16 protein-coding genes are annotated in these 18,404 nt (G+C 68.6%); 8 read left to right on the plus strand and 8 right to left on the minus strand.

The window, feature by feature from the left end; translation table 11 throughout:
• Positions 1–75: 75 nt before the first annotated feature.
• Positions 76–1,554 carry a replicative DNA helicase gene (gene dnaB / locus AY578_RS16185; RefSeq protein WP_026243900.1) on the minus strand — a complete coding sequence of 493 codons (1,479 nt, stop codon included), beginning with the start codon at positions 1,552–1,554 and terminating at the stop codon, positions 76–78.
• A 461-nt stretch (positions 1,555–2,015) separates the two neighbouring features.
• Between dnaB and AY578_RS16190 the strand changes: the two genes are divergently transcribed.
• Positions 2,016–3,353, plus strand: a complete 1,338-nt coding sequence (locus AY578_RS16190; RefSeq protein WP_019525357.1) for an MATE family efflux transporter — start codon at positions 2,016–2,018, stop codon at positions 3,351–3,353.
• 126 nt (positions 3,354–3,479) lie between these two features.
• Here AY578_RS16190 and rplI read toward each other — a convergent pair whose 3' ends face one another.
• From rplI to rpsF, 4 genes are all read right to left on the minus strand, one after another.
• Positions 3,480–3,926, minus strand: a complete 447-nt coding sequence (rplI, locus tag AY578_RS16195) for a 50S ribosomal protein L9 (protein WP_019525358.1) — start codon at positions 3,924–3,926, stop codon at positions 3,480–3,482.
• A gap of 18 nt (positions 3,927–3,944) precedes the next feature.
• Complete coding sequence (gene rpsR / locus AY578_RS16200) at positions 3,945–4,181, minus strand: 30S ribosomal protein S18 (RefSeq protein WP_258902852.1); 237 nt, start codon at positions 4,179–4,181, stop codon at positions 3,945–3,947.
• Between the two features lie 43 nt (positions 4,182–4,224).
• Positions 4,225–4,809, minus strand: coding sequence for a single-stranded DNA-binding protein (locus AY578_RS16205; protein WP_019525359.1), 585 nt, complete (start codon positions 4,807–4,809; stop codon positions 4,225–4,227).
• Between the two features lie 74 nt (positions 4,810–4,883).
• A complete protein-coding gene (gene rpsF, locus AY578_RS16210; protein ID WP_004985983.1) occupies positions 4,884–5,174 on the minus strand; it encodes a 30S ribosomal protein S6 in 291 nt (96 codons plus the stop codon).
• Positions 5,175–5,488: 314 nt separating this feature from the next.
• Between rpsF and AY578_RS16215 the strand changes: the two genes are divergently transcribed.
• From AY578_RS16215 to AY578_RS16225, 3 genes are all read left to right on the plus strand, one after another.
• A complete protein-coding gene (locus AY578_RS16215) occupies positions 5,489–5,803 on the plus strand; it encodes a hypothetical protein (protein WP_026243901.1) in 315 nt (104 codons plus the stop codon).
• Between the two features lie 172 nt (positions 5,804–5,975).
• On the plus strand, positions 5,976–7,097 hold the full coding sequence (femX, locus tag AY578_RS16220) for a peptidoglycan bridge formation glycyltransferase FemX (RefSeq protein ID WP_019525361.1): 1,122 nt from the start codon (positions 5,976–5,978) through the stop codon (positions 7,095–7,097).
• 100 nt (positions 7,098–7,197) lie between these two features.
• The gene (locus AY578_RS16225) at positions 7,198–8,229 is read left to right on the plus strand and encodes an alanine racemase (RefSeq protein WP_019525362.1); all 1,032 of its coding nucleotides are present in this window, start codon (positions 7,198–7,200) and stop codon (positions 8,227–8,229) included.
• 93 nt (positions 8,230–8,322) lie between these two features.
• Here AY578_RS16225 and AY578_RS16230 read toward each other — a convergent pair whose 3' ends face one another.
• Positions 8,323–9,825: a glycosyltransferase family 87 protein gene (locus AY578_RS16230; RefSeq protein ID WP_026243902.1), complete on the minus strand. Its 1,503-nt coding sequence runs from the start codon at positions 9,823–9,825 to the stop codon at positions 8,323–8,325.
• Positions 9,826–9,924: 99 nt separating this feature from the next.
• On the minus strand, positions 9,925–12,204 hold the full coding sequence (locus AY578_RS16235; protein WP_019525364.1) for a transglycosylase domain-containing protein: 2,280 nt from the start codon (positions 12,202–12,204) through the stop codon (positions 9,925–9,927).
• Positions 12,205–12,927: 723 nt separating this feature from the next.
• Here AY578_RS16235 and AY578_RS16240 point away from each other — a divergent pair.
• The 4 genes from AY578_RS16240 (at position 12,928) to AY578_RS16255 (ending at position 16,686) form a co-directional block, all read left to right on the plus strand.
• Positions 12,928–13,611 carry a PadR family transcriptional regulator gene (locus tag AY578_RS16240; protein ID WP_019525365.1) on the plus strand — a complete coding sequence of 228 codons (684 nt, stop codon included), beginning with the start codon at positions 12,928–12,930 and terminating at the stop codon, positions 13,609–13,611.
• Positions 13,612–13,654: 43 nt separating this feature from the next.
• On the plus strand, positions 13,655–14,737 hold the full coding sequence (locus AY578_RS16245) for an inositol-3-phosphate synthase (RefSeq protein WP_019525366.1): 1,083 nt from the start codon (positions 13,655–13,657) through the stop codon (positions 14,735–14,737).
• Between the two features lie 77 nt (positions 14,738–14,814).
• Positions 14,815–16,077 (plus strand): MFS transporter, encoded by a 1,263-nt coding sequence (locus tag AY578_RS16250; RefSeq protein ID WP_028960858.1) that lies wholly within the window; start codon positions 14,815–14,817, stop codon positions 16,075–16,077.
• Between the two features lie 123 nt (positions 16,078–16,200).
• Entirely contained in the window at positions 16,201–16,686 is a 486-nt protein-coding gene (locus AY578_RS16255; protein WP_019525368.1) for an LppU/SCO3897 family protein, read from the plus strand.
• 92 nt (positions 16,687–16,778) lie between these two features.
• Here the strand turns inward: AY578_RS16255 and AY578_RS16260 are convergent, their stop codons facing one another.
• The gene (locus AY578_RS16260; protein WP_258902855.1) at positions 16,779–18,245 is read right to left on the minus strand and encodes a CCA tRNA nucleotidyltransferase; all 1,467 of its coding nucleotides are present in this window, start codon (positions 18,243–18,245) and stop codon (positions 16,779–16,781) included.
• Between the last annotated feature and the right edge of the window lie 159 nt (positions 18,246–18,404).

Genomic DNA, 18,404 nt, shown 5'->3' on the forward strand with positions numbered 1-18,404 from the left:
CACCGGCCTCGGCCGAAGAGACGGCCCTGGCCTTCTGGCGCCTGTTCCGGGGCCGAGGGCCGCCCCGCCCCCGACTCAGGTCTGCGCCATGTCCACGAACCGCGAGTAGTGGCCCTGGAAGGCGACCGTGATGGTGGCCGTCGGGCCGTTACGGTGCTTGGCGACGATCAGGTCGGCCTCGCCCGCGCGCGGGGACTCCTTCTCGTAGGCGTCCTCGCGGTGCAGCAGGATGACCATGTCGGCGTCCTGCTCGATGGAGCCCGACTCACGCAGGTCCGAGACCATCGGCTTCTTGTCCGTGCGCTGCTCGGGACCACGGTTCAGCTGGGACAGCGCGATGACCGGGATCTCCAGCTCCTTGGCGAGCAGCTTGAGGTTACGGGACATGTCCGAGACCTCCTGCTGGCGGCTCTCGGCGCGCTTGGAGCCGCCCGACTGCATCAGCTGGAGGTAGTCGATGACCACCAGCTTCAGGTCGTTGCGCTGCTTCAGCCGGCGGCACTTGGCGCGGATCTCCATCATCGACAGGTTGGGCGAGTCGTCGATGTAGAGCGGGGCGGCCGAGACGTCCGGCATCCGGCGGGCCAGGCGGGTCCAGTCCTCGTCGGTCATCGTGCCGGACCGCATGTGGTGCAGCGCGACGCGGGCCTCCGCGGACAGCAGACGCATCGCGATCTCGTTGCGGCCCATCTCCAGCGAGAAGATGACGCTGGGCAGGTTGTTCTTGATGGAGGCGGCCCGCGCGAAGTCCAGCGCGAGCGTCGACTTGCCCATCGCGGGACGCGCGGCGATGACGATCATCTGACCGGGGTGCAGTCCGTTGGTGAGCGAGTCGAAGTCGGTGAACCCGGTGGGCACGCCCGTCATCTCGCCGCTGCGCGACCCGATCGCCTCGATCTCATCGAGCGCGCCCTCCATGATGTCGCCGAGCGGCAGGTAGTCCTCGCTGGTGCGCTGCTCGGTGACGGCGTAGATCTCCGCCTGGGCGCGGTTGACGATCTCGTCGACGTCGTCGTCGGCCGCGTATCCCATCTGGGTGATGCGCGTGCCCGCCTCGACCAGGCGGCGCAGCACCGCCCGCTCGTGCACGATCTCCGCGTAGTACGCGGCGTTGGCCGCCGTCGGCACCGTCTGTACCAGGGTGTGCAGGTACGACGCCCCGCCCACCTTGTTGATCTCGCCGCGCTTGGTCAGCTCCGCGGCGATGGTGATCGGGTCGGCCGGCTCACCCTTGGCGTAGACGTCGAGGATGGCGGTGTAGATCGTCTCGTGGGCCGGCTTGTAGAAGTCGTGGCCCTTGAGGATCTCGACGACGTCGGCGATGGCGTCCTTGGACAGCAGCATGCCGCCCAGCACGGACTGCTCCGCCTCCAGGTCCTGGGGCGGGACTCGCTCGAAGGCCGAGCCTCCGCCGTCCCACACGCCCCGGTCCGGACCGCGGTCGTGCTGCTCGTCCCGGCCTCTGCCGTGATCGCCCGTACGACGGGAGGCGGGCAGACGATCACTGGGACCGCTGTCGGCCCACGGGTCGTCCAAGGGCTCGGAAATGCTCACCGAGCCACCTCCTCCCGTCCGCCGGAGCGGATCTCGCCGTGCCACTCACTTCTACGGCACGACACTGACAAATAAGGGGGCCCAACTCCGCTTGTCGGACGCCGGTTTTGTGACGTTTCCGAAACCGGTGGACGGAGCAGGCGCCGGACCACCGTAGGCCCGTCGGCACCGTCAGCCAATCTGGTTATCCACAGGCCGTGTGGACAGCGGGCCCAGAGCTGTGGAGAACTCCACGAAACCTGTGCACGAGCCGGTGGACAGCGCTGTGAACAAGCCCGTGAACACCTTGTGAAGAAGCCTCTGACCTGGTGATTTGCCGTCCACCGGCTGTGCAGAAGAAAAACTTTCCCACGGGGATCAAGATCCGTTCGGCAGGTGTACGCAACCCCACACCGTGAGCCACAGAGTAAGGGTCGCAAAGTGCTGGCATCTCTTACCTGTGGATGATTAGATTGGTGCACATGACACAGGCCCCCGCACGCCCCAAGGCCGCCCGCCGCCGGCACGACCGAGAGATCGTCATGCTGGCCGTCCCGGCCTTCGGCGCCCTCGTCGCCGAGCCCCTGTTCGTGATGGCGGACAGCGCCATCGTCGGCCATCTCGGCACGGCACAGCTCGCCGGACTCGGCGTCGCGTCGGCCCTCCTCGTGACCTCGGTGAGCGTTTTCGTCTTCCTCGCCTACGCCACCACGGCGGCCGTCGCCCGGCGCGTGGGCGCCGGTGACCTCCCCGCCGCCATCCGTCAGGGCATGGACGGCATCTGGCTGGCGCTGCTGCTCGGCGCCGCCGTCATGGCCGTCGTCCTCCCCACGGCGCCCGCCCTCGTGGACCTCTTCGGCGCTTCCGAGACCGCCGCCCCGTACGCCGTCACCTATCTGCGCATCTCGTCGCTCGGCATCCCGGCCATGCTCATCGTCCTCGCGGCGACCGGGGTGCTCCGTGGACTGCAGAACACCCGGACCCCGCTCTACGTGGCGGTCGCCGGCTTCGTCGCCAACGGCATCCTCAACGTCGTCCTGGTCTACGGCGCCGGCCTCGGCATCGCCGGGTCCGCCTGGGGCACGGTGATCGCGCAGTGCGGCATGGCCGCGGTCTATCTGACCGTGGTGCTGCGCGGGGCACGCAAGCACGGGGCCTCTCTGCGTCCGGACGCCGCCGGGATCCGGGCGTCGGCTCAGGCGGGTGCGCCGCTACTGGTGAGGACGCTCTCGCTGCGGGCGATCCTGATGATCGCGACGGCGGTCGCCGCCCGGCTGGGCGACTCCGACATCGCGGCCCACCAGATCATCCTCTCCCTGTGGAGCCTGCTCGCCTTCGCCCTTGACGCCATCGCGATCGCGGGGCAGGCCATCATCGGGCGCTACCTCGGAGCCGGTGACGCGCAGGGCGCGCGGGACGTATGCCGCCGCATGGTCGAGTGGGGTGTCGCCGTAGGTGTCGTCCTGGGCGTGCTGGTCGTACTGGCACGGCCGGTGTTCCTGCCGCTCTTCACCAGCGACGCGGCCGTGAAGGACGCGGCGCTTCCTGCCCTGATCATCGTGGCGCTGTCCCAGCCGATCTGCGGCATCGTCTTTGTGCTGGACGGTGTCCTGATGGGCGCGGGAGACGGGCCGTACCTGGCGTGGGCCATGCTCGTGACCCTTGCCGTCTTCACCCCTGCCGCCCTGCTGGTGCCCGTCCTGGGCGGCGGGCTCACCGCGCTGTGGGCCACGATGACGCTGATGATGACCGTGCGGATGCTGACCCTGTGGCTGCGGTCGCGCTCCGGCCGCTGGGTCGTGACGGGTGCGGCGCGCTGAACGTTTCACGTGAAACACGGAGCTGATGCCGTTTTCACGCGAAACCCCACCCCTCGAGAAACAGCGATGGGGGCCGCACCCTGACGGGTACGGCCCCCATGCTCACTGCTTCAGCGAGCGCTGCCCTCAGGCGGCGACGACCTCGATGTTGACCGTGGCGGCAACCTCGGGGTGCAGACGCACCGACGTCTCGTGGGCGCCCAGCGTCTTGATCGGCGCGCCGAGCTCGATGCGACGCTTGTCGACCTCGGGGCCACCGGAGGCCTTGATCGCCGAAGCGATGTCGGCCGGGGTGACGGAACCGAAGAGACGGCCGGCGTCGCCGGAGCGGACGGCCAGGCGGACCTTGACGCCCTCGAGCTGGGCCTTCACCTGGTTGGCCTGCTCGATGGTGTGGATCTCGTGGATCTTGCGAGCACGACGGATCTGCTCGACGTCCTTCTCGCCACCCTTGGTCCAGCGGATCGCGAGCTTCCGCGGGATCAGGTAGTTGCGAGCGTAGCCGTCCTTGACGTCGACGACGTCGCCCGCGGCACCGAGGCCGGAGACCTCGTGGGTAAGGATGATCTTCATGAGTGGGTCACCCTTCCCTTATCGCGCGGTGGAGGTGTAGGGCAGCAGCGCCATCTCACGGCTGTTCTTCACGGCCGTGGCGACGTCACGCTGGTGCTGCGTGCAGTTGCCGGTCACGCGGCGGGCACGGATCTTGCCGCGGTCGGAAATGAACTCCCGCAGCATGTTCGTGTCCTTGTAGTCCACGTACGTGACCTTGTCCTTGCAGAATGCGCAGACCTTCTTCTTCGGCTTGCGCACAGGCGGCTTCGCCATGGTGATTCTCCTGTGTGATCAAGAAGTGTGGGTACGGCCCGCCCTAGAAGGGGGGCTCGTCCGAGTAGCCGCCGCCGCTGCCGCCGGAGCCACCGCCCCAGCCGCCGCCACCACCCTGCTGGCCACCGGCGGGAGCGCCGGTCGCCCACGGGTCGTCGGCGGGAGCGCCGCCGCCCTGCTGGCCGCCGCCGGGGCCGCCGCCCCAGCCGCCGCCACCCTGGCCGCCGCCGCCACCGCCGCCGTAGCCGCCCTGGCCACCGCGGCCGGTGGTCTTGGTGACCTTGGCCGTGGCGTTGCGCAGGCTGGCGCCGACTTCCTCGACGTCCAGCTCGTAGACCGTGCGCTTGACGCCCTCACGGTCCTCGTAGGACCGCTGCTTCAGCCGGCCCTGCACGATGACGCGCATGCCTCGCTGGAGCGACTCGGCGACGTTCTCCGCCGCCTGACGCCAGACGGAGCAGGTCAGGAACAGGCTCTCGCCGTCCTTCCACTCGTTCGTCTGACGGTCGAAGGTGCGGGGGGTCGACGCGACACGGAACTTCGCGACGGCCGCACCGGACGGGGTGAAGCGCAGCTCGGGGTCGTCGACAAGATTGCCGACGACCGTGATGACGGTCTCGCCTGCCATGGGGGAACCTCTCGGCGGGTTTGCTGCTGGCTGCTTGTGCTGCTACTCGGATCCCGGGATCAGCTGAGCGGAGCTCAGTGGGTCTCGGGACGGAGGACCTTGGTCCGGAGGACCGACTCGTTCAGGTTCATCTGGCGGTCGAGCTCCTTGACGACCGCAGGCTCGGCCTGCAGGTCGATGACCGAGTAGATGCCCTCGGGCTTCTTCTTGATCTCGTACGAGAGACGACGACGGCCCCAGGTGTCGACCTTCTCGACCTTTCCGCCGCCGTCACGGACGACAGAGAGGAAGTTCTCGATCAGCGGGGAGACAGCGCGCTCCTCGAGATCGGGGTCGAGGATGACCATCACCTCGTAGTGACGCATGTGGAACCCACCTCCTTTGGACTCAGCGGCCACGGTCGTTCCGTGGCAGGAGGGTCGTGATGCGTTGCGCAACGTTGCCTGTCAGTAGAACAGCCGCCACTGACAATCAGGTCGGGCGGCGGGCTTCCGGGCCGGACGGAGGGGCCGTGACCCTCTCCTGCTCCTGCCTGGCTCTGTCCGGACAGACACCGGTGCAGACGCTACAGAGTACCCGCACAGCGGCTTCCGGTTGAAATCCGGCCGTGAGGACCGTCAATCTGGACACATCGGGTGTGTACGGCGCTACGATGCGCCGCCCTTCGCAGGAGGTGCCCATGGCACAGGCAATGCGACCCAACACCGCCGGCGGACTCTTCGCCTCCGACGGCAAGCCCCATCCGCTCCAGGACACCCTGCTCGCGGTGACCCTGGCGCTGGGGCTCACCGCCTTCATCTCGGCGCAGTTCCACAACCTGCACCTGCTCAGCTCCTGGACCGGCCTGATCGGCATCCTGACCGGGGCGTACGGCCAGTGGGTCTCCGTCACGACGCGCGGGCGCTTCGGGCTGATCCTGGGCCTCGGCCTGTCGGCGGTCGGTTTCTTCCTGGGTATGGCGCACGGCGGACTCTTCGGCGGAGTCGTCGACTGACGCCGCACGCCACCCGCCACAACCGCACATCGTCATGGACGTCCCAGCCGGCCGGCGGCCGGGACGAAGGTCCCGTGCGCCCAGACGGGCCGCACCCCGGGCGCAGTAGGCTTCGCGCGAGAGCCGGAGCCCCTGAACCCATGGGGACACACCAGCCCGAGGAGCGCCCCGAATGAGCCTGACCCTGAGGACCATCAGTCGCGAGCAGCATCTGGCATACATCCAGAGCCTGCCGTCGGCGAGCCACATGCAGGTCCCGGCCTGGGCAGACGTGAAGGCGGAGTGGCGCTCGGAGAACCTCGGCTGGTTCGACGAGCGCACCGGCGAGATGGTCGGCGCGGGTCTGGTGCTCTACCGGCAGCTGCCCAAGATCAAGCGGTACCTCGCCTACCTGCCCGAGGGCCCGGTCATCAACTGGTTCGCGCCGAACCTGCAGGAGTGGATCGAGCCGATGCTCGCCCACCTGAAGCAGCAGGGCGCCTTCTCCGTGAAGATGGGCCCGCCGGTGATCATCCGCCGCTGGGAGGCCTCGACCATCAAGCGGGGCATCCAGGACCAGGACGTCAAGCGCCTGCGTGACCTGGAGGCCGACTTCATCGAGCCCCGCGCCTTCGAGGTCGCGGACAAGCTGCGCCGTATGGGCTGGCAGCAGGGCGAGGACGGCGGCGCCGGCTTCGGCGACGTCCAGCCGCGCTACGTCTACCAGGTGCCGCTGGCGAACCGCTCGCTCGAAGAGGTCCACAAGAACTTCAACCAGCTGTGGCGCCGCAACATCAAGAAGGCCGAGAAGGCCGGCGTTGAGGTCGTCCAGGGCGGCTACGAGGACCTGCCCGAGTGGCAGCGGCTGTACGAGATCACCGCCGTGCGCGACCACTTCCGGCCGCGCCCGCTGTCGTACTTCCAGCGGATGTGGACGGCCCTCAACACCGAGGACCCCAACCGCATGCGGCTGTACTTCGCGCGGCACAACGGCGTGAACCTGTCCGCGGCGACCATGCTGATCGTCGGCGGGCACGTCTGGTACTCCTACGGCGCCTCCGACAACATCGGCCGTGAGGTCCGGCCCTCGAACGCGATGCAGTGGCGGATGCTGCGCGACGCCTACGCGCTCGGCGCCACCGTCTACGACCTCCGCGGCATCTCCGACTCGCTGGACGAGACCGACCACCTCTTCGGCCTGATCCAGTTCAAGGTCGGCACCGGCGGGCAGGCGGCCGAGTACCTCGGCGAGTGGGACTTCCCGCTCAACAAGCTGCTCCACAAGGCGCTCGACATCTACATGTCCCGCCGCTGACCCGCGCTTCGGCGCGGTATCCGTCTTCGTAGCCCGACGGCTTCGTCGCCTCCCATACCTTTGTTACACCGCAGCCACGAGAAAGGTTCCAGGTCCGGCCATGGCGCTCACGCTCTACGTCGACACCGCGCGCTGGCGGGCGCATCACAAGCACGTGCAGGAGCAGTTCCCGGGGCTCGTCCCCGTCTGCAAGGGCAACGGCTACGGCTTCGGCCACGAGCGTCTCGCCGAGGAGGCCACACGGCTGGGCACGGACGTCCTGGCCGTCGGCACGACGTACGAGGCCGCGCGGATCAAGGACTGGTTCGGCGGTGACCTGCTGGTGCTGACGCCGTACCGGCGGGGCGAGGAGCCGGTGCCGCTGCCCGACCGGGTCATCCGCTCGGTGTCGTCGGTCGACGGCGTGTACGGCCTGGTCGGCGCCCGCGTCGTCATCGAGGTGATGTCCTCCATGAAGCGGCACGGCATCAGCGAGCAGGACCTGCCCCAGCTGCACGCCGCGATAGAGAACGTGCGGCTGGAGGGCTTCGCCATCCACCTCCCGCTGGACCGCACCGACGGCTCCGACGCCGTCGAGGAGGTCATCGGCTGGATGGACCGGCTGCGGGCGGCCCGTCTGCCGCTGCACACGATGTTCGTCAGCCACCTCAAGGCCGACGAGCTGGCCCGTCTCCAGCAGCAGTTCCCGCAGACCCGCTTCCGCGCCCGGATCGGCACCCGGCTCTGGCTGGGGGACCACGAGGCCACCGAGTACCGCGGCGCGGTCCTAGACGTCACCCGGGTCGCCAAGGGGGACCGGTTCGGCTACCGGCAGCAGAAGGCCGCCTCCGACGGCTTCCTGGTGGTCGTGGCGGGCGGAACGTCCCACGGGGTGGGTCTGGAGGCCCCCAAGGCCCTGCACGGCGTCATGCCGCGTGCCAAGGGCGTCGCCCGGGCGGGCCTCGCGACCGTCAACCGGAACCTCTCGCCGTTCGTGTGGGCCGGCAAACAGCGCTGGTTCGCCGAGCCGCCGCACATGCAGGTGTCCATCCTGTTCGTGCCGTCCGACGCGCCGGAGCCCCAGGTCGGCGAGGAGCTGGTGGCCCATTTGCGGCACACCACCACCCAGTTCGACCGGCTCGTCGACCGCTGAGACGACACCGGGACCTCACGCGAAGGGCCGTGCACGGAAACGTCCGTGCACGGCCCTTCGCGTGGTCCGGGGGCGGCGCCTCCGGGGGTTCACTCAGAGCGAACCGCCGCCGGCCTCCGTCCTGCCCCAGTTGACCCGAGGCGCCTCGAAGTGGGCCGCATGCTGCGCGGGACGCGCCGCGGGGCCGAGCACGAAGACGTCCTCGGCTCCGTCCAGCACGCCTCCTGAGGGGTCGTCGTCGCCGGAGCGGCGCACCGGGTCCCGCTCGGGCATCAGGATGTCGCGGACGACCATGACGCACAGGAAGAGCGTCCCCGCCAGGTGCGCGCCGATGGCCCAGTGGTAGCCGTCGGTGGGCAGTCCCTTGTGGGAGTCCCCGCTGGTCGTGTACGCGAGGTACATCCAGATGCCCAGGAAGTACGTCACCTCGCAGGCCTGCCAGATCAGGAAGTCACGCCACTTGGGCCGGGCCAGCGCGGCGAGGGGCACCAGCCACAGCACGTACTGCGGCGAGTAGACCTTGTTGGTGAGGATGAACGCCGCGACGATCAGGAAGGCCAACTGGGCGAAGCGCGGCCGGCGCGGCGCCGTGAGCGTCAGGGCGGCCACGCCCACGCAGCAGAGCAGCATCAGCAGCGTCGCGAGTGTGTTGACCGTCTCGGTGGCGATGGGGTCGTCCGAGTTCTGCGCCAGGATCAGCCAGAAGGACCCGAAGTCGACGCCGCGTTCTTGGCTGAACGTGTAGAACTTCGACCAGCCGTCGAAGGCGAACAGCATCACCGGCCCGTTCACGACGATCCAGGCGACGGCGGCCCCGCCGAGCGCCGTGCAGTACTCCCGCCACCGGCCCGCACGCCAGCACAGCACGAGCAGGGGGCCGAGGAGCAGCACGGGATAGAGCTTGGCGGCCGTGGCGAGGCCCAGCAGGACACCGAAGGCGAGGGCGCGGCCCCGTGACCACATCAGCATCGCGGCGGCCGTCAGAGCGACCGCCAGCAGGTCCCAGTTGATGGTGGCGGTCAGCGCGAAGGCCGGGGCGAGAGCGAGCAGCAGTCCGTCCCAGGGCCGCCGGGCGTGGGTGCGTGTCACGCACACGGCGATGACTGCCGCGCACACCATGAGCATCCCGGCGTTGACCATCCAGTACCACTGCTCCTGGTGCTGGATGGAGCCGCTGCCCGGGGTGAGCCAGGCGGCGACCTCCATGAACACGCCCGTCAGGACCGGGTACTCGAGGAATTCCATGTCGCCGGGGAGCCGGTCGAAGTACGGCACCAGCCCGTCGGCGAAGCCGCGTCCCTGGTACAGGTGCGGGATGTCCGAGTAGCAGGCGTGCGTGTACTGCGAACTGGCGCCGAAGAACCAGGCGCCGTTGTAGCAGGGCGCCTTCTGCACCAGCCCGAGGGCGAACACACCGATCGCCACGAGCGCGATCACCCGCACCGGGGTCCACCAGGATCTGCCGAGCAGGGCGCGCCGCCCGATCGGTCCCCCGATCAGTTCGCTGCCGGCCGCTGCGACCCGGTCCTCCTCCGTCGGCCGCACCGGGTCCGGCTCGTGGACGCTCGTCGTTTTTCCACTGGGCATGCCGCACATCCTGCCGTACCTGTCGGGTGATACGGCGAGGGCCGCCGTACCCGACGGGTACGGCGGCCCATGTTTCACGTGAAACACCCACATCGGGCAGCGAACGGCTCAGCCGCCGCCTCCGAAGAGGCCGCCGTTGCCGTTGCCCCGGGTGCCTCCGGGGTCCTCCGTCTCGGTGGGATCGGGCGACGTGGTCACGCCTCCATCGGTGCCTCCGTTGTCGGCGCCGCCGTTCCCGGTTCCGCCGTTCGCCTCCTCCTCGTCCCGGCAACGGAAGTCGAAGGGACCGCAGGTCTCGGTCTCCGTGGGCGACGGCGGCGCGGTCACCGTCTCGGTCGGCGACGGCGTGGCCGACGGCGACGCCTCTTCGGTCTCCGTCTCGGTCGGGGTCGGCGACGGTGCGCCGACGCCGTCGGCGACCTCACCGATCTTCTCGGCCTTGGGGAAGCCGGGATCGGACTCGCCCTTGAGCGCGGCCTTCATGAACTCGGTCCACACCTGGGTGGGGATGTCACCACCGTGGATCGAGTCCTTGCCGGCCGTGCCGTTCATGGAGAGCAGCTTGTGGCTCTTGGGGTCCTCACGGAACATCGCGACCGAGGTCGACAACTGCTGGGTGTAGCCGACGAACCAGGCGGACTTGTTCTCGTCCGTGGTACCCGTCTTGCCGGCTGCCCGGCGCCCCAGCTCCTTGGCGTGCTGGGCCGTACCGTTCTCGATCACGTTCTCGAGCACGTCGGTGACGTTGTTCGCCACGTTCTCGGGCATCGCCTGCTTGACCCGCGGCTTCTCGAAGCCGGACAGCTCCGAGCCCCGGTACTTGACCTCGGTCACCGAGTACGGGTCGGCCTGCTTCCCCGAGGCCGCGAAGGTCGCGTACGCGTCCGCCATGCGGATCGCGCTGGGCGTGGACGTACCGAGCGCGAACGAGGCGTTCAGCCCGGCGAAGCTGTCCTTGAGGATGCCGGACTTCTGGGCGACATCCGCCACCTTCGCCATCCCCACGTCCACGCCGAGCTGCACGAACGGCGTGTTGACCGACTGCTCCATCGCCTTCCGCAGGCTGATGTAGCCCCACGGGTGGTCGCTCTCGTTCTCCTGGAAGAACGGCGTGTTGTCCTTCTTGAGGACGTAGGAGCCGTCGTTGTTCAGGATCTTCAGGTGGTCGTTGCCGTTGTACTTACTGGCCGGCGAGATGCCCACACCGTTGGTCTTGTACGTGCCGTGCTGCATCGCGGCGGCGAGCACGAAGGGCTTCCACGTCGAACCGACGGGGACGCCGGAGGTGTCGGCGTTGTTGTTGAAGTGGCCGTTCTCGTAGCCGGCGCCGCCGTACAGGGCGACGATCGCGCCGTCCTTGGGCTTCACCGTGGCCGCGCCGAACTGGACGTGCTGGTCCTTCTCGCGCTTCGGGTCGATGTTCTCCTTCTCGACCTTCCTCACGGCCTTGGCCAGCGCCTCGACCTTGTCCTTGTCGAAGGTCGTGTAGATCTGGTAGCCGCCCTGGTCGAACTGCGCCTCGGTGATCTCCGAGTTCTTCAGGACGTACCGCTTGGCCGTGTCGACCAGGTAGCTGATCTGGCCCGTCATGCCCTTGGTCGCCTTGCGGCCCTGGGGCATCGGATACCTCTTGATCGCTTCCTGGTACTCGGCGGTCGAGAGGTGCTTGTCCGTGTGCATCTGCTCGAGGATCCAGCCCCAGCGCTCCTCCGAACGCCTCCGGTTGTCCTTGGCGTTGGCCGAGGGGTCGATGCTCTCGTTGCCGGCCGGGTCGTAGTACGTCGGGCCCTTGAGGAGGGCCGCGAGGAACGCGCACTCGCTCGGCGTGAGGTCGACCGCGTCCTTGCCGTAGTACGTCTGGGCGGCGGCCTGGATGCCGTAGGCGCCGCGTCCGTAGTAGGAGGTGTTCAGGTAGCCCTGGAGGATCTCGTCCTTGGTGAGCTTGGTGCCCACCTTGATCGAGATGAACATCTCCTTGAACTTCCGCGAGACCGTCTGCTCCTGGCTCAGGTAGGTGTTCTTCACGAACTGCTGGGTGATCGTCGAACCACCCTGGGTGTCGCCGCCGCGCGCCATGTTGCCGAGCGCGCGGGCGATACCCATGGGGTCGATGCCCGAGTCGCTGTAGAAGCTCTTGTTCTCGGCCGAGATCACCGCCCAGCGCATGGCCTCGGGGATCCGGTCGAAGCTGATGTTCTGCCGGTTCTGGCCGCTGCCGGTGGCGACCATCTGGGTGCCGTCTTCCCAGTAGTAGACGTTGTTCTCGGACAGCGCCGCGGCGTTCTCCTCTGTGGGCACGCTCACCATCGCGTACCCGATGCCGGCCACGGCCACCAGGCCGCCGAAGAAGGCGAGGCACAGTCCGGACACGAGCTTCCAGGACGGCATCCAGCGGCGCCAGCCGTCCTTGTCGTAGCGCGGATAGTCGATGATTCTCTTCCTGGCCGGAGGGGCCGCGCGTCCTCGTCCGCGGCCCGGCCCGGCGGCGCGGCGGGACCCTCCCCGCTGTGCCGCGCGTCGTGCCTCGGCACGGCTGCCGTAGGGACGGGCCTCACCCCCCGCGCCGCGGGTGCCCGGCCCATAGGCATCGGACGGAGTTCCGGTGGCGCCTCGCGGTGCCGCTCGGCGACCGGAGGACGAGCCGGACTGGCCGCGTCGGGCCGCGGCACGTCCGCCTCCCTGCGGCTGCGGCGGTTTGCGACGGTGCTCGCTCATCGAACGACTACTCCTCGGGCAGGCGCACCTCTGCGCGCCTGGAAACGGCGGCTGGTTTCCGGTCCCCCCGAAGTACGGATGCGGCGCTCGGCGCATTCATCCGTACTGCACCGGGGACAAGGACGCCCCCAGTCGTCACTCGGTTCCCGGTGGTCTGCATGGCGCACAGACTACGCACCGCCAAAACCCCCTGGGCCCAGAAGTTCACCTCAAATCAGGCAACTTGCCCGCGACGAAACAGTGATGTGACCCCGTTCACTCTCTCCCCTCTTGTCGCCTCCGGAAGGTCGTTCTATCGTCGTGATGTATCGAGTCGATACATCAGCGCGACATAAAGGCGGCCGTGAGCCGCACACGAGCCCATCGCGGCACGATCGGGGCAGAGGGGAGGCGACGATGAGCCGGCGTTCCGGAATCCTCGAGTTCGCCGTACTCGGCCTGCTCCGCGAGGCCCCGATGCACGGGTACGAGCTGCGCAAGCGACTCAATACGTCACTGGGTGTGTTCCGTGCGTTCAGTTACGGGACGCTCTATCCCTGCCTCAAGACGCTGGTCGCCAACGGCTGGTTGATCGAGGAACCGGGGAACACCACCGAGGACGCCCTCGCCGCACCGCTGGCCGGGCGCCGCGCCAAGATCGTCTATCGCCTCACGGCGGAGGGCAAGGAGCACTTCGAACAGCTGCTCGCTCAGACGGGACCGGACGCGTACGAGGACGAGACGTTCGCCGCGCGGTTCGCCTTCTTCGGGCAGACGTCGCGCGACGTCCGCATGCGCGTGCTCGAGGGCCGCCGCAGCCGGCTGGAGGAGCGTCTCGAGAAGATGCGCGCCTCCCTGGCCCGGACCCGGGAGCGCCTCGACGACTACACGCTTGAGCTCCAGCGCCACGGGATGGAGTCCGTGGAGCGCGAAGTGCGCTGGCTGAACGAGCTCATCGAGAGCGAGCGGGCCGGCCGGGACCTCAAGGGGTCCGCCGCCGGGGGGCCCGCTCAGCAGGACACCACATCTGGAGCGACGGGCGACCTGCCCCGGCCGGGGGACGACCCCCGGCCGGATACGCCCGGCGACACCGCCACGTGAGAGTCCGCGAGGACCTCACTCGTACACACAGGGAGCAACCGGAATGGGTTCGGTTCGCGTAGCCATCGTCGGCGTGGGCAACTGCGCCGCATCGCTGGTGCAGGGAGTCGAGTACTACAAGGACGCCGACGCGGCGGCCAGGGTGCCGGGCCTGATGCACGTCCAGTTCGGCGACTACCACGTCGGTGACGTCGAGTTCGTCGCCGCCTTCGACGTGGACGCCAAGAAGGTCGGTCTCGACCTCGCGGACGCCATCGGCGCCTCCGAGAACAACACCATCAAGATCTGCGACGTTCCCCGCACCGGCGTGACGGTCCAGCGCGGCCACACGCTCGACGGTCTTGGCAAGTACTACCGCGAGACCATCGAGGAGTCCGCCGAGGAGCCGGTCGACGTCGTGCAGGTCCTCAAGGACAAGCAGGTCGACGTCCTCGTCTGCTACCTGCCCGTCGGCTCCGAGGACGCGGCGAAGTTCTACGCCCAGTGCGCCATCGACGCCAAGGTCGCGTTCGTCAACGCCCTCCCGGTCTTCATCGCCGGCACCAAGGAGTGGGCGGACAAGTTCACCGAGGCGGGCGTCCCGATCGTCGGCGACGACATCAAGTCGCAGGTCGGCGCCACCATCACGCACCGTGTGATGGCGAAGCTGTTCGAGGACCGGGGCGTCATCCTGGACCGCACGATGCAGCTGAACGTCGGCGGCAACATGGACTTCAAGAACATGCTCGAGCGCGACCGCCTCGAGTCGAAGAAGATCTCGAAGACCCAGGCCGTCACCTCGCAGATCCCCGACCGGGAGCTCGGCGAGAAGAACGTCCACATCGGCCCGTCCGACTACGTCGCCTGGCTGGACGACCGCAAGTGGGCCTACGTCCGTCTCGAGGGCCGCGCCTTCGGTGACGTCCCGCTGAACCTGGAGTACAAGCTCGAGGTCTGGGACTCCCCGAACTCCGCCGGTGTCATCATCGACGCCCTGCGCGCCGCGAAGATCGCCAAGGACCGGGGCATCGGCGGCCCCATCCTGTCGGCCTCTTCGTACTTCATGAAGTCGCCGCCGGTGCAGTACTTCGACGACCAGGCCCGTGAGAACGTCGAGAAGTTCATCAAGGGCGAGGTCGAGCGCTAAGCGCGACCACCGCGGGCAGTCGGGGGTCTCCGGGTCGTATGACCCGGAGACCCCCGTCGTATGTGAGGCTGTGCCCCATGGCCGTCGTCCGTGACCTGCGCGTTCTGCTGCGCTTCCAAGGCTTCCGGCGCCTGCTCGCCGTCCGCTTGCTGTCCCAGGGCGCCGACGGCGTCTTCCAGGTCGCGCTCGCCGCCTACGTCGTCTTCTCCCCCGAGCGGCAGACCTCCGCCGCGGGCATCGCCTCGGCCATGGCCGTGCTGCTCCTGCCCTACTCCGCGGTCGGCCCCTTCGCCGGCGTGCTGCTGGACCGCTGGCGCCGCCGTCAGGTCTTCCTCTACGGCAATCTGCTGCGCGCCCTGATGGCGTCGGTGACCGCCCTGCTGATTCTCGTCCGGGTCCCCGACTGGCTGCTGTTCGTGGCCGCGCTGTGCGTCACGGGCGTCAACCGCTTCGTCCTCGCCGGGCTGTCCGCCGCGCTGCCCCGCGTGGTGGACACCGAGCGGCTCGTCATCGCCAACTCTCTCTCCCCGACCGCCGGGACGCTCGCCGCGACCGCGGGCGGCGGCCTGGCCTTCGTGGTCCGGCTGGTCGTCGCGGACTCGGACGCGGCGGTGGTGCTCGTGGGCGCCGTCCTCTACCTGTGCGCGGCCCTGTCGGCCCTGTGCATCGCCAAGGAACTGCTCGGCCCGGAGCGTGCGTTGGAGCACCCCCGGCTGTCCACGGCACTCTCCGGCACGGTCGCCGATCTGGTGGCGGGCGTACGTCATCTCCTGGCGCCCGCACGCAGGGACGCGGCCTGGGCGCTCACGGGCATGTTCCTGATGCGCTTCTGCTACGGCGGGATGCTCGTCATGCTGCTGATGCTCTGCCGGTACCACCTGTCCTCGACCACGGACGAGGGACTTGCCCTGCTGGGACTGGCGCTGGGGGCGTCCGGCGCCGGCTTCTTCGCCGCTGCGGTGCTCACACCGTGGGCCGCGGGGCGGATGGGGCCCGGCCGCTGGATCGTGACATGCGCCGCGGCGGCCGCCGTGCTGGAGCCGGCGCTCGGCCTGCCGTTCGCCTCCGGCCCGTTGCTGGCGGGGGCGTTCGTCCTCGGCCTGTCCACCCAGGGCGCGAAGATCTCCACCGACACCATCGTCCAGGCCTCCGTGGACGACGACTTCCGCGGCCGGATCTTCTCGGTCTACGACGTGCTGTTCAACGTGGCGTTCGTCGGTGCCGCGGCCGTGGCCGCCCTGGTGCTCCCGTCTGACGGCCGTTCAGTCACGCTGGTGGTAACAATTGCCGTTATCTACGCAGCAGTAGCGGTGGCTATGGCCCGGTTTGAGCGCCAGTAAGTGTCACATCAGCGCCACAGAGTCATATCTCGCTACAGAGTTGTCAGTGTGGGCCGGTAGCTTACGTGCGTCTTATCAACGCGTCTTTCGCGTCACGTACCTATGTACTAGGGGGACCCCCAAGTGACCACTCCGCCGCCCCAGGGCAACCCGTTCGCTCAGGGCCAGCAGCAGCCCTACGGCCAGCCCCAGGGCCAGGCCCCCTTCCCGCAGCAGGCCGGTCAGCCCGGCTTCCCGCCGCCGGGAGCCCCGGTTCCCCCGCAGCCGCAGGGTCGCAAGATCAGCTTCAAGACGATCAAGAACGTCGTGATCGTCGTGATCTTCGCGGTGGTGGCCATCGGTGGGTACATCGCGAGCCGTGACGACGCCAACACGGCCGCCGTGGGCGACTGCATGCACCGCGGCAGCACGGACGACAACGACCCGGACCTCGAGGTCGTGGACTGCGGTGACGCGACGGCGCAGTACAAGGTGCTGGCCAAGATCGAGGGTGACTTCTCCGAGCTCACGGCCCAGAGCAAGTGCGAGGCCGAGGCCAAGGACTTTGAGTACGTCTACACGGAGACCAACGGCAGCAAGAGCTTCCTGCTCTGCCTGAAGGACAAGTAAGAACGGTTCGGGGGCGGTGTTTCACGTGAAACACCGCCCCCGACGCGTGTGCGGGGTCATGTTTCACGTGAAACATGACCCCGCTTCCGTTGTCAGCCCTGCTGTGCGGCCCACCACTCCTTGAGGGCCTTCACCGCTTCGTCGTGCTCCATCGGGCCGTTCTCCAGCCGGAGCTCCAGCAGGTGCTTGTACGCCTTCCCGACCTCCGGGCCCGGCTTGATGCCCAGGATCTCCATGATCTGGTTGCCGTCGAGGTCCGGACGGATGGAGTCCAGCTCCTCCTTCTCCTGCAGCTGGGCGATCCGCTCCTCCAGCTGGTCGTACGCGCGGGAGAGCGCGGCGGCCTTGCGCCGGTTCCGCGTGGTGCAGTCCGAGCGGGTCAGCTTGTGCAGCCGGCTGAGCAGCGGTCCCGCGTCCCGGACGTAACGACGGACGGCGGAGTCCGTCCACTCTCCGGTGCCGTAACCGTGGAACCGCAGGTGCAGCTCGACCAGTCGGGAGACGTCCTTCACCAGGTCATTGGGGTACTTCAGCGCGGTCAGGCGCTTCTTGGCCATCTTGGCCCCGACCACCTCGTGGTGGTGGAACGAGACGCGGCCGTCCTTCTCGAAGCGGCGGGTCCGGGGCTTGCCGATGTCGTGCAGCAGGGCGGCGAGGCGGAGGGTCAGGTCGGGACCGTCCCCCTCCAGGGCCATCGCCTGCTCCAGCACGATCAGGGTGTGCTCGTAGACATCCTTGTGCCGGTGGTGCTCGTCACGCTCCAGGTGCAGGGCCGGCAGCTCCGGCAGCACGTAGGACGCGATCCCGGTGTCCACGAGCAGGCTGAGACCCTTGCGGGGGTGCGGGGACAGGATCAGCTTGTTCAGCTCGTCCCGGATCCGCTCGGCGGACACGATCTCGATACGTCCCGCCATGTCCTTCATCGCCGCGACGACCTCGGGGGCCACCTGGAAGTCGAGCTGGGCGGCGAAGCGCGCGGCCCGCATCATCCGCAGCGGGTCGTCGGAGAAGGACTCCTCGGGCGTCCCCGGCGTACGCAGCACCCGCTCGGCGAGATCCTTCAGACCGCCGTGAGGATCGATGAACCTCTTCTCGGGGAGGGCGACGGCCATCGCGTTGACGGTGAAGTCACGGCGGACGAGATCCTCCTCGATGGAGTCGCCGTAGGACACCTCCGGCTTGCGCGACGTGCGGTCGTACGCCTCGGACCGGTAGGTGGTCACCTCGATCTGGAAGCTCCGGTCGGTGTCCCCGACCCGCGCCTCCTTCTGGGCGCCGACCGTCCCGAAGGCGATACCGACGTCCCAGACGGCGTCCGCCCAGGGCCGCATGATCTTCAGGACGTCCTGTGGGCGGGCGTCGGTCGTGAAGTCCAGGTCGTTGCCGAGGCGGCCGAGCAGCGCGTCCCGCACCGAGCCGCCGACCAGCGCGAGTGAGAACCCCGCCTCCTGGAAACGGCGGGCTAGGTCGTCGGCGACAGGGGCGACCCGCAGCAGTTCACTCACGGCGCGGTCCTGCACCTGGCTCAGGGCACTGGTTGCTTCGTTGGCGTTCGGCACAACAGAAGAGGGTACGTGGCCCGCACGGCCCCGGGCGCCCGGAAAGAGAGGCGGAGACGGACACCTGTGGCGATCATGGACAAGGCGTGCGTCGCTCGATCTTGGGCACCGGTCCACGGCACTTCCCCTCCTCGCACCTCGTTACCATGCCTGGACGCA

This window comes from Streptomyces thermocarboxydus (genome assembly GCF_024760485.1).
Taxonomy (GTDB): domain Bacteria; phylum Actinomycetota; class Actinomycetes; order Streptomycetales; family Streptomycetaceae; genus Streptomyces; species Streptomyces cellulosae.